The organism is Leisingera sp. F5, from assembly GCF_001593695.1.
On the sequence record NZ_LUKH01001278.1, the window covers coordinates 1 to 1,138 of the forward strand.

General features: G+C 64.5%; 1 protein-coding gene. It reads left to right on the plus strand.

Annotated features, from left to right (window positions below; all coding sequences use genetic code 11):
* Window positions 1–1,138, plus strand: a 1,138-nt coding sequence (gene glyS / locus A2I95_RS40755) for a glycine--tRNA ligase subunit beta (RefSeq protein ID WP_291737995.1), incomplete at both ends; no start/stop codon positions are given.

A 1,138-nucleotide genomic window follows, 5' to 3' on the forward strand; every position in this document is an offset into this window, starting at 1 on the left:
CCGCGCCGCCTGACCCTTGCGCTGGATGGCCTGCTGGCTGAAAGCCCCACCATCCGGGAAGAGCGCAAAGGCCCCAAGGTCGGCGCGCCCGACAAGGCGATCGAGGGCTTCCTGCGCGGTGCGGGCCTGACCCGGGATCAGCTGGAAGAGCGCGACACCCCCAAAGGCGCGGTCTATTTCGCCTTGATCGAAAAGCCGGGGCGTGCGGCAGCAGAGATCATCGCCGAAGTGCTGGAAGACTGTATCCGCAATTTCCCTTGGCCCAAGTCGATGCGCTGGGGCGCAGGGAGCTTGCGCTGGGTGCGGCCGCTGCATTCGATCCTCTGCATCCTGTCGGATGAGGCCGGGGGATCAGTTGTGGATCTGGACATCGACGGCATCAAATCGGGCAGCACCACCCGCGGCCACCGCTTCATGGCGCCGGAAGAGATCACCGTCACCGGCTTTGACGACTACGCCGCCAAGCTGAAGCGCGCGCATGTGGTGCTGGACCCCCGCGAACGCGCTGAGGCGATCTGGCAGGAAGCCGCCAATCAGGCCTTTGCCAACGGTCTGGACGTGGTCGAGGACAAGGGCCTGCTGGCCGAGGTCGCCGGCCTGGTCGAATGGCCGGTGGTATTGATGGGCGCTATTGACGAAGAATTCCTGGAGCTGCCGCCGGAGGTTTTGCAGACCTCCATGAAGGAGCATCAGAAGTTCTTCTCGGTCAGGAACCCCAAGACGGGCCGGATTGAGAAGTTCATCACCGTTGCCAACTGCGAGACCGCGGACAATGGCGCGACTATCCTGGCGGGTAACCAAAAGGTTCTGTCGGCGCGTCTGGCCGATGCCAAGTTCTTCTGGACGAACGACTTGCGCGTGGCCAACTCCGAGGCGGGCATGAGCGCCTGGGTCGAGAACCTCGGCAACGTGACCTTCCACAATAAGCTGGGCACCCAGGCCGCACGCATTGACCGCATCGCCGCGCTGGCCCGCGAGATCGCGCCGGTGGTGGGCGCCGATGCGGATCTGGCAGAGCAGGCAGCACGGGTGGCCAAGGCCGACCTTAGCTCCGAGATGGTCTATGAATTCCCGGAGCTGCAGGGGCTGATGGGCCGCTACTACGCTGAAGCCGCTGGCCTGCCGCAGGATCAGGATC